At 61.1% G+C, this 9,815-nt stretch carries 10 protein-coding genes; 6 read left to right on the forward strand and 4 right to left on the reverse strand.

Annotation, left to right across the window (positions count from 1 at the left end):
- The 3 genes from OP495_RS15240 to OP495_RS15250 all read right to left on the reverse strand — a co-directional run.
- Positions 1-392 (reverse strand): tripartite tricarboxylate transporter TctB family protein (locus OP495_RS15240; protein WP_280570513.1); only part of this gene is annotated, 392 nt, incomplete at its 3' end.
- 13 nt (positions 393-405) lie between these two features.
- A complete protein-coding gene (locus OP495_RS15245; protein ID WP_280563803.1) occupies positions 406-1,383 on the reverse strand; it encodes a tripartite tricarboxylate transporter substrate binding protein in 978 nt (325 codons plus the stop codon).
- A gap of 171 nt (positions 1,384-1,554) precedes the next feature.
- A complete protein-coding gene (locus OP495_RS15250) occupies positions 1,555-2,688 on the reverse strand; it encodes an iron-containing alcohol dehydrogenase (RefSeq protein WP_280570515.1) in 1,134 nt (377 codons plus the stop codon).
- Between the two features lie 162 nt (positions 2,689-2,850).
- Between OP495_RS15250 and OP495_RS15255 the strand changes: the two genes are divergently transcribed.
- From OP495_RS15255 to OP495_RS15275, 5 genes are all read left to right on the forward strand, one after another.
- Positions 2,851-3,831 (forward strand): LysR family transcriptional regulator, encoded by a 981-nt coding sequence (locus tag OP495_RS15255; protein WP_280570517.1) that lies wholly within the window; start codon positions 2,851-2,853, stop codon positions 3,829-3,831.
- A gap of 102 nt (positions 3,832-3,933) precedes the next feature.
- A complete protein-coding gene (locus OP495_RS15260; RefSeq protein ID WP_280570518.1) occupies positions 3,934-4,701 on the forward strand; it encodes an SDR family oxidoreductase in 768 nt (255 codons plus the stop codon).
- A gap of 103 nt (positions 4,702-4,804) precedes the next feature.
- The gene (locus tag OP495_RS15265) at positions 4,805-5,278 is read left to right on the forward strand and encodes a hypothetical protein (protein WP_280563806.1); all 474 of its coding nucleotides are present in this window, start codon (positions 4,805-4,807) and stop codon (positions 5,276-5,278) included.
- A gap of 75 nt (positions 5,279-5,353) precedes the next feature.
- Complete coding sequence (locus OP495_RS15270; protein ID WP_280570519.1) at positions 5,354-6,355, forward strand: NAD-dependent epimerase; 1,002 nt, start codon at positions 5,354-5,356, stop codon at positions 6,353-6,355.
- A gap of 61 nt (positions 6,356-6,416) precedes the next feature.
- Positions 6,417-7,757 (forward strand): UDP-glucose/GDP-mannose dehydrogenase family protein, encoded by a 1,341-nt coding sequence (locus OP495_RS15275; protein WP_280570521.1) that lies wholly within the window; start codon positions 6,417-6,419, stop codon positions 7,755-7,757.
- 77 nt (positions 7,758-7,834) lie between these two features.
- On the opposite strand, the gene OP495_RS15280 is transcribed toward OP495_RS15275, so the two are convergent.
- Positions 7,835-8,866 (reverse strand): putative sulfate exporter family transporter, encoded by a 1,032-nt coding sequence (locus tag OP495_RS15280; RefSeq protein WP_280570523.1) that lies wholly within the window; start codon positions 8,864-8,866, stop codon positions 7,835-7,837.
- 80 nt (positions 8,867-8,946) lie between these two features.
- Here OP495_RS15280 and OP495_RS15285 point away from each other — a divergent pair.
- The coding region (locus OP495_RS15285; RefSeq protein WP_280570525.1) for a LysR substrate-binding domain-containing protein at positions 8,947-9,815 on the forward strand (869 nt) is incomplete at its 3' end.

Raw genomic sequence — 9,815 nt, forward strand, 5'->3', positions numbered from 1 at the left:
GCTGCGACGATGGATATCCCGAACGCGAGGAGAGGAGAGGTGCGCCGTGCAAGCATCAATACGAACATGATCGATGCCAGACACAGCATGGCCCCCAGCCACTCGCTTGCCAGGATGTAAAAAACGATGGCCAGGGCGGGAAGCAGGGACAGCAACGTGTCGCGCAGTTGCTCACGTTCCATGCGCCAGGTCATGCCGTTTCCGATGCCCTTGAGTGCCCTGACATGTCCGATCGCGAGTATCAGGCCGCCAATCATGAACCCTCCCCCGATGAGGGAGGGAAACAGTGACGGCCCATACTGCAGGCTGGGCATGGTGGGGAACCCTTGGGCCACGACATAGACGATGGCGCCTGCCGCCATGAACGCTAGGCCAAGCAGGAAATCTCTCATCGTGGCCCCCGGATTACTCGGCCAGACCGACTTGTTCGACGATCTTGCCGAAGCGTTCGTCCATGTCCTTCATCAGTTGGCCGAAGTCCTCGGCATTGCGCCACTCGGTGCCGAAGCCTTGCTTGGCCATGAAGTCCTGGTAGGTATCGCTGTTGTAGGCATCCTCCAGCGCGTCCTCCAACGTCGCGACGATTTCGGGGTCCATGCCTTTGGGACCTGCGATACCACGCCACTCACCGATCTGATAGTCGCTGCCGATGGCCTCCTGGAGCGTGGGCACGTCGGGGAAACTATCGAGGCGTTCGGGTGCCATGATCCCCAGGCTGGCGGCGCGTCCTGACTCGATCATCGAACGGCCTTCGGGCACTGAGCTTGGCACGATGTCGATGCCGCCGGCGGCGAGTTCGGTCATGGCGGGGGCCGCGCCTTGACTGGGGATCCAACTGACGCGGTCGGGCTCCATGCCTTGATCCATCAGGAAGCCGGCGAAAGCGAGGTGCCAGACACCGCCCTGGCCGGTGCCGGATGCGTTATAGGTGCCCTTGGGCTGCTCTGCTACGGTTTTTACCAGGTCTTCGAGATCGTCGAAGGGGCCGTCGGTAGCTACCTGAACGCCGGCGTAATCGTAATTGATCTGCGCGATAGGGGTATAATCGCGGTAGGTCAGGTCGGTGAGGCCTTGCCAGTGCATCATGTTGATCTCGCCGGTCACCAGGCCCAGCGTATATCCGTCGGGATTGGCCCTGGCAATGGCGTTATGACCTACTACGCCGCTTCCACCGGTACGGTTGACGACGTTGACCGTCCCGCCCAGCTCTTCTTCCATCGCCTTGGCGATGGTGCGCGCGGTGGCATCGGTACCGCCGCCGGCGGCCCACGGTACGATGAGGGTGATGGGTTTTTCCGGGTAGTCGGCGAGAGCCGGTCCGGCGATGGCGGTGAGCAGGACAGCGATGCTGGTGAGTCCGACTTTATTGTGCAGTTTGAGCATGATCGATCCTTGTTGTTGGCGTGTCATGAAGTGTTGTCGTGCCTAGAATGCGTCTTTCAAGTTAGTTCTTAATGTACATTGTGCTCAATATTCATTTATCTAGACTTTGGTCTAGAGCGTGGGTTGAATCTCCTCTTTTTTCAGTTGGTTAAAGTTTTTTAGAAGCGATCTTCATAATGCTTCCAAAAGCATGCGCTGAAAATCGTCGTGCGTCGGGACACGCGGGTTAGTGGCGGTGGAATGGTCCTCCAGTGCCCATTGGGCGACCGGGTCCAGGCGTTCTCGAGTGACGCCCATATCGCTGAGTCGCATGGGGAGGCGCAGATCTATGTTGAGTTGAGTGAAGGCCTCGATGATATCCGTGCCGGGGGCCAGTCCCATCGCATCGCGCAGCCGGGCGAACTTGTCGCCGCAATGGTCCTGGTTGAAGCGCAGCACGATGGGCATCAGCAAGGCATTGAGCGTGCCGTGGTGGAGCTTGAGGTCGTGAAAGCCGCCCAGTGCGTGGGAAAGAGAGTGCACCGCGCCGAGGCCTTTCTGGAATGCCAAGGCACCTTGCGTAGCGGCCATCAGCATCTCGCTGCGCGCTTCTCGGTCACTGCCATCGTTGACGGCGGTACGGATATGTCGCGTGGCGCGTTGCAGGCCGTCGAGGGCGATGGCGTCGGCGGGTGGGTTGAAGCGCGGGCTGAGAAACGTTTCGACGCAATGCGCGATGGCGTCCATGCCGGTGGCGGCGGTCAAGTGCGCCGGCAGCGAGAGGGTCAGCAATGGATCGCAGATCGCCACGTCGGGGATCAGATACGGCGATAGGAAACCGAGCTTGCGTTCATCGCGCATGCTGATCAGCGCGGCGCGCCCCACCTCGCTTCCCGTGCCGGCTGTGGTGGGAATGGCCACTGACGGCAGCACTTGGCTGCCGATACGGGCTGCACCGCCCTCAATCACCGCGTATTGCCGCAGTGGCGCGGAATGGCTGGCCAGCAGGGCGACGCCTTTGGCCAGGTCGATGCTTGACCCACCGCCCAGCGCGACGATGCCGTCGCAGGCATGCTCGTGGAAACAGGCCACGGCGTCTTCGATGGCGACTTCGGTGGGGTTGGCGGGCGTGCCGTCGTAGACCGGGGCCGGGCGTGTACCGCCGATGGCCTCCTGGACGCGTGTTACCAGGCCGCTGGCGGTGAGCCCGGCATCGGTCACGATCAAGGGCGCGGCGACACCGAGCTGCACCAATTCGTTGGCCAGATCGTCCAGGGCATCGTTGCCGAAGCGTATCTTGGTGAGGTAGTTGATGGTCGCACTCATATCGCTCTCCTTATGTGCCTTGGCGGCCAAGGCGGTGATTGTTGTTCAAAGTGGTGCAACGCGTGATGTTGTCTTATCACTCAGGCTATGGCCGCATTGAAATCACAATCCAATCGAAGTTTATGGCATTGTGATTCGTTCTGGTTATCAGGAAGGGCAATCATGACGGCGGGCAAGCTTTCACATTCACATCTGTGTGCCTGGCTGCGTTTTAAGCATCTGATGTTGCTGACCACCTTGGCCGAGAGCCGCAATATGCATGCCACGGCGCGGATCATGCATCTGAGCCAGCCGGCGGCGAGCAAGATGCTGCGCGATCTGGAGACGTATTTCGGTTTCGCGCTTTTCGAGCGTTTGCCGCGGGCCATGCAGCCTACCGAGCTGGGCGAGCAGGTCATTCGCCATGCGTGGATTCTGCTCAATGACATGGAACGCCTGGTGGATGACATCAATGACCTCCGTGATGGGGGCTATGGCCAGCTGCTGATCGGCGCCATCGCCGCTGCCGCGCCGGAAATCCTGCCGGCGGCGATCGCGCGGCTCAAACGTGATCGGCCGCGTCTCTCGGTGAGTCTGCAGGAGCAGACCAGCGATCGCTTGTTGCTCGAGCTCGAGCACAAGCGTCTGGATGTGGTTATCGGGCGCTTGACGCATGTCAGTCAGCACAATGTATTCGACTTCGAGCCGCTACTGGATGAGCCGCTGCGGATCGTGGTGCGCCGCGATCATCCGTTAACGCACCTTGACCACGCCCCGGGCCTGGACGAACTGAGCCAATGGCCATGGATACTGCATCCGTTGTCGAGTCCCATGCGTGGCGTATTCGAGTCGGCCCTGGCGGAGGAGGGCATCGCCACGCCTGCCAACGTGGTCGAAACCACATCGATTCAGGCAACCCTGCAATTGCTGCAGTCTTCGGACATGCTGGCGGTGTTGCCGCGCTCGGTGATGCGGCGGCCGCTGGCGGGCGGACAATACGTCGTGCTCGAACGCGTGATCGGCAAGCCGCTGGACTACTACGGCATCATCACACGGCGTCAGGAGCCACACTCCGCTGCCGCCGACGAGTTGATCGCTCATCTGCGGCAATTGGCCAGCGAGGCACTCGTGCCGATGGGCTTTTCAGACGCTACCAGTACTTAAGTCTAATGCCCGGGCATGCGACGATCTGAAATCCTTGAACGACAATCTGTGTGATGTATGACAGCGCGTGCATGGCACGTTCTAGCGTTCAAGGAGATCACGATGTTCGATGAATTGCAGGGTAAGCGGGTGCTGGTCACGGGGGCGAGCACAGGAATCGGGGCCGCCGTTGCTCAGCGTTTCGGTGCGCTCGGCGCGCATGTCGTCGTTCACTACAACGCCAGCGAAGCCCCGGCTCGCGAAGTGGCCGAGGCGATCGAACGCGACGGCGGCAAGGCGTTCACGCTGCAACAGGACGTCAGCACCGCCGAAGGGGCGGTCGCGGTGGTCGACCGGGCCGTCGCGCAACTAGGCGGTCTGGATATTTTGATCAATAATGCCGGCGACATGCTGGGGCGTGTACCGGCGGCCGATATCGAGACCGAGCATTACGCTCGGGTCATGGATCTCAATGTCCGTTCGGTGACGCTGGCGACGCGCGCGGCTATCGCGCATTTCCGGCGGCAGGGCGAGGGCGGCAAGATCATCAACACCACCTCGGTGGCGGCACGCAATGGCGGTGGCCCCGGTTCATCGCTGTATGCCTCGGCCAAGGCGTTCGTGAGTTCTTTCACACGAGGCATGGCCAAGGAACTCGCTGCGGACAACATTCGCGTCAACGCCGTCGCGCCGGGAGTTATAGCCACACCTTTCCACGACCGACACAGCAGCGACGCTCAGATCGAGGCCATGCGCGCCGGTATTCCCATGGGACGGCTCGGTACGCCCGAGGAATGCGTGGGAGCGTTCCTGTTCCTGGCGACCGATGCCTTGAGCGGTTATGTCACCGGCCAGATCGTTGAGGTCAATGGTGGGCAATTGATGCCCTGATCCAATGCGTCGAGACATTGGCATCGGCCTACGCCGTGCCTGAACCGTGAGGCCATCGCTGGTATCCTTGTCGTTATTCTTCTTTGAAAGACAACGGGATTCCATGGCCTCGCTTTCCTTGTTCCTTTCCATATTGATTTCTGCGGTGGCGCTGACAGCCGCCTTTACTATGCTGCTCTATCGCTGGGTGGGACGGCGTGCCTCGTCTTCTGACAAGGCACGCGGGAAGTCACGCAGCAAGTCACACGGCAAGAGCGCGCCCAAACGTGCCAATGCCACCTCACGCAAAGATTCCTCTCGGGCCCGTGCCAAGACGCAAAAGCAGTCCCCCTCTCGGCCCAGACTATCGTTCCCACGCTTGCCGACATGGCTGCGCGCCAGCCTGCCGTTGGGGATGATGCTGACACTGATCGCGGCCGTGGGGCAGTTGGCGTTGCAGGGCATGCACAATGCGCATCAGATGGCTGCGAACGATCCGCGCTTGCCGTCGCTGGAAAACGTGCTCGACGGTCTTTCGTTGCTCGCACTGGTGCTCTTGTTGGTGGGTATTCTCGCTTGGCTTGCGCCTCGTCAATGAAGCGCGGGATATGGATCGGCGCGTCTCAAGCGCCATGTTATAGTGCGCGCCATCACATGAGAGACTGCTAACCCCATGAATATTCTGATTACGGGCATGGCCGGGTTCATCGGTCATGCCGTGGCCAAGCGCCTGGCGGCCGGTGGCCACACCATCGTTGGCATCGACAATCTCAACGATTACTACGATGTGATGCTCAAGCAGGCGCGCCTCGACGATCTGGCGGGGCTGCCCAATGTGCGTTTCGAGCATATGGACCTCGCCGACCAGGCGGCCATGCAAGCGCTCTTTGCCGGTGAGCGCTTCGACCGCGTCATCCATCTTGCCGCGCAGGCCGGGGTGCGTTACTCGCTGGACAACCCGCATGTCTACGCGCAGTCCAATCTCGTCGGCCACCTCAATGTGCTGGAAGGCTGCCGTCACCAGCAGGTGCCGCATCTGATCTATGCCTCGTCGAGCTCGGTATACGGGCAGAATGCGCATGTGCCGTTCTCGACCGCCGACGCCGTGGACCACCCCATCAGCCTCTACGCCGCGACCAAGAAGTCCAATGAGCTGATGACGCATAGCTACGCCCATTTGTACGGCATCCCTTCCACGGGGCTTCGCTTCTTCACCGTCTATGGCCCGTGGGGACGCCCCGACATGGCAATGTTCAAGTTCACCCGGGCGATTCTTGCCGGCGAGCCGCTGCCGATCTTCAACCACGGCGAGCTGTCGCGGGATTTCACCTATATCGACGATATCGTCGAGGGCGTGGTACGCATTCAGGATGTCATCCCCCAGGGCGATCCCCAGCGGCAAGCGACGGCGCCGGATCAAAGTAACGCGCCGTTCGCACTCTATAATATTGGCCACGGGAGCCCGGTGGCATTGATGGATTTCGTGCGCGCTCTGGAGCGCGTGACCGGTCGCACCGCGCAATGCGACTATCAGCCCATGCAGCCGGGTGACGTGCCGCGTACCTGGGCGGATACCGAGGCGCTTTTCGAAGCGGTCGATTACCGCCCGGCGGTCGGCGTCGAGGAAGGCGTGGCACGCTTCGTCGACTGGTATCGCGCGTTCTATCACGTTTGATACCCACTCGGGCTTGACCGCCCACGCTTTTTCGATGACATGACGTAAAGGACGACACACGATGAAAATCAGCATCTTCGGCACAGGGTACGTGGGTCTGGTCACCGGAACCTGCCTGGCGGATGTGGGGCACGAGGTCATGTGCATGGACGTCGACGCCGATAAGGTCGCGCGCCTCGAACGCGGCGAGATTCCCATTTACGAGCCAGGGCTCGACGCCATGGTGCGTCGTAATGTCGAGGAAGGGCGCCTGCGTTTCACTACCGATGCAGTGTTCGCCGTCGATTTCGCGCCGCTGCAGTTCATTGCCGTCGGTACGCCGCCCGACGAAGACGGTAGTGCCGATCTGCAATACGTCCTCGCCGTGGCGCGCAGCATCGGCCAGCACATGGGCGACGATAAAGTCGTCGTCGACAAGTCGACCGTGCCAGTGGGGACAGCGGACAAGGTGCGCAGTGCCGTACAAGGCGAGCTCGATGCCCGGGGCGCTTCGCTGACCGTCGATGTCTGCTCCAATCCCGAGTTCCTCAAGGAAGGCGCTGCCATCGAGGACTTTACCCACGGCGCGCGGATTATTGTCGGCACCGATGCCGAACGTGTGCGCGACATCATGCGCGAGTGCTACGGTCCTTATAATCGTCACCATGAAAAGTTGATGTTCATGGATATCCGTAGCGCTGAGCTGACCAAGTACGCCGCCAACGCCATGCTGGCCACCAAGATCAGCTTCATGAACGAGGTTGCCAATCTCGCCGAGCGCCTGGGGGCGGATATCGAGCAGATTCGACATGGTATCGGCAGCGATCCGCGCATCGGCTATCACTTCATTTACCCTGGCTGCGGTTATGGCGGTTCGTGCTTCCCCAAGGACGTACAGGCGCTGGCGCGCACCGCTGGCGAGATCGGGTATCGCGCCGAGCTGCTCGAGGCCGTGGAAGGCGTCAACCAGCGCCAGAAAGCCTCGCTTTTCGCCAAGCTTTCCCAGGCCTTCGATGGCGATCTGAGTGGCAAGACGATTGGCGTGTGGGGGCTGGCCTTCAAGCCGAATACCGACGATATGCGCGAAGCGCCCAGTCGTGCTTTGATGGAAGCGTTATGGGCTGCGGGGGCACGCGTGCAAGCTTTCGATCCGGAAGCCATGGGCGAGTGCCGCCGGATTTACGGCCAGCGCGACGATCTGGCACTGGTTGAGAATCGCGAGCAAGCCGTGGAAGGTGCTGACGCCTTGGTGATCTGCACCGAGTGGAAGGCCTTTCGTAGCATCGACTTCGCCTGGCTCAAGCAGACGCTGCGCATGCCGGTGGTCATCGATGGGCGCAATCTATTCGACCCGCAGGTGGTCAAGCGTGCGGGCTTGATGTACTTCGCCGTGGGCCGGGGGGATTCTCTCCAGTCGGCGTGAATCGGCCCAGTGGAATATACGAGTCAGTTGGATATGCAAACGGCGTCTCGAGAGGCGCCGTTTTGCGTCGGAGCGTTTCAACGCATCATCCAAGGTGTGATCAGCGCGCCACCGATCAGCAAGAGCACGAACAGCGTCAAGGCCAGCAAGAAGGGTTTCATGCCCAGGACGCGCAGTTTCTCCAGGCGCGTTTCGAAGCCCAGTGCCGCCATGGCCATCGCCAGTGCGATCTGGCCTACCATTATCAGTCCATCGTGCAGTGGCGTCGGCAGGGCGATTACGCTATTGAACACGACCATGGCCAGGAAGCCGAACGCGAACCAAGGGATCACCAGTGCGGGACGTGCCGCGCTGTCATCGACCTCTTGAGTGTTGCGGCGTAGCCACCATTGACCGACGATCAGCAAAAAGGGGATCAGCAGCATCACCCGCACCAGCTTGACGATCACGGCGTTGGCCAAGGCGTGGGGCCCTACGGCATCGCCGGCGGCGACCACCTGGGCCACCTCATGCACGGTGGCGCCGATGTAGATGCCGAACAAACCCTCGTCCATGCCGGTGAGAGGATAGAGCAATGGATACACCAGCATTGCCAGCGAGCCGAACAGCACGACGGTGGCCACGGCCATCGAGGTGGCGGCCGGCTTCGAGCGGATCGTGGTCTCGGTTGCCAGCACTGCGGCGGCACCACAGATAGCGCTGCCGGCACTGGTCAGCAACGCTGTTTCGGCATCCAGCTTGAATATCCGTGTACCCAGCCAATAGCCGGTGACCAGCACCGTGGCGATGATCAGCGTATCCAGCACGATCACCTTGGGACCGAGGCCGAGGATCTGTTGCAGGGTCAGCGAAAGGCCGAACAACACGATGCCGCTGCGCAACAGCCAGCGGGTCGCGAACTGGAGTCCGCGGCTTGCCTCGGGGATGCGCCCGCTGGCAGGCAGGTTGCCGACCACGAGACCCAGCAGCAGCGAGAAGACCAGTGGACTGATGCCGCTTTCGCGGATGCCGGGCAGGTGAGCCAGGGTGAAGCCCCCCAGGGTTAGACCGGCGCAAAGTATCAATCCCTGCCACATGAGACATTCTCCGATGATAGGCGATAGCGCCATGGATGTGTCTCTTTAGGCTAAACAGGAATAAACTTATGTGTTATGTGGTAATAACGAAATGACAGTTAAGTAAAATCGATATGTCGACCCATGTGACGTTTCGCCAACTCCAAGTATTCGTTGCCGTGATTCGTGGCGGTGCGGTCAATGCGGCCGCGCGTCAACTGCGTCTCTCCCAGTCGGCGACCAGCCAAGCGCTGGCCGATCTGGAACGTCAGCTCGGCGTGGCGCTCTTCGAACGGCTGGGGCGGCGTCTCGAGCTCAACGATGCCGGTCGCCGATTGCTCCCATACGCCGAGAAAGTGCTCAACGGGCTCGATGAGCTGGTCGATGCAGCACGAGAGCCCGACGGCGAACTGCGGGGTACGCTGCACGTGGCGGCTAGCGCGACGATCGGCACCTATCTTTTGCCGATGCTGGCCGGGCGTTTCAGCGAAGCTCATCCAGAGACGGACCTCCAGTTGCGACTACGTAATACGCAAGGCGTGATTGACGATTTGCTGCAATACGATGCCGACCTCGGCCTGGTGGAAGGGCAGTGTACGGAACCGCGTCTGTCCAGCGAGTTCTGGTGTCGCGACGAAATGGTCATTGTCTGTGCCCCGGAGCAGCGCTACGCCGCCCAGTCGCGGCTGACGCCAGAGGAGCTACAAGCCGCCGAGTGGATTCTGCGCGAGCGCGGTTCGGGGTCTCGTGCGATCTTCGAAGCGGCGATTCGGCCTCACGTATCGCGTCTGAAAGTACGCATGGAGCTCGCTCAGCATGAGGCCATCAAGCAGGCGGTGCAGTCCGGTCTTGGCCTCGGCTGTCTGTCACGGCTCAGCGTAGCCGGAGAACTCGAACGCGGCGAACTCGTCGCACTGGAGACCCCGCTGCACCTGGTTCGGGACTTCTCGTTATTGTGGCATCCCGAGCGCTACCGCAGTCCGCTCTGGCAAGCCTTCAAGGT

This window comes from Chromohalobacter sp. 296-RDG (assembly GCF_029889885.1).
Classification (GTDB): domain Bacteria; phylum Pseudomonadota; class Gammaproteobacteria; order Pseudomonadales; family Halomonadaceae; genus Chromohalobacter.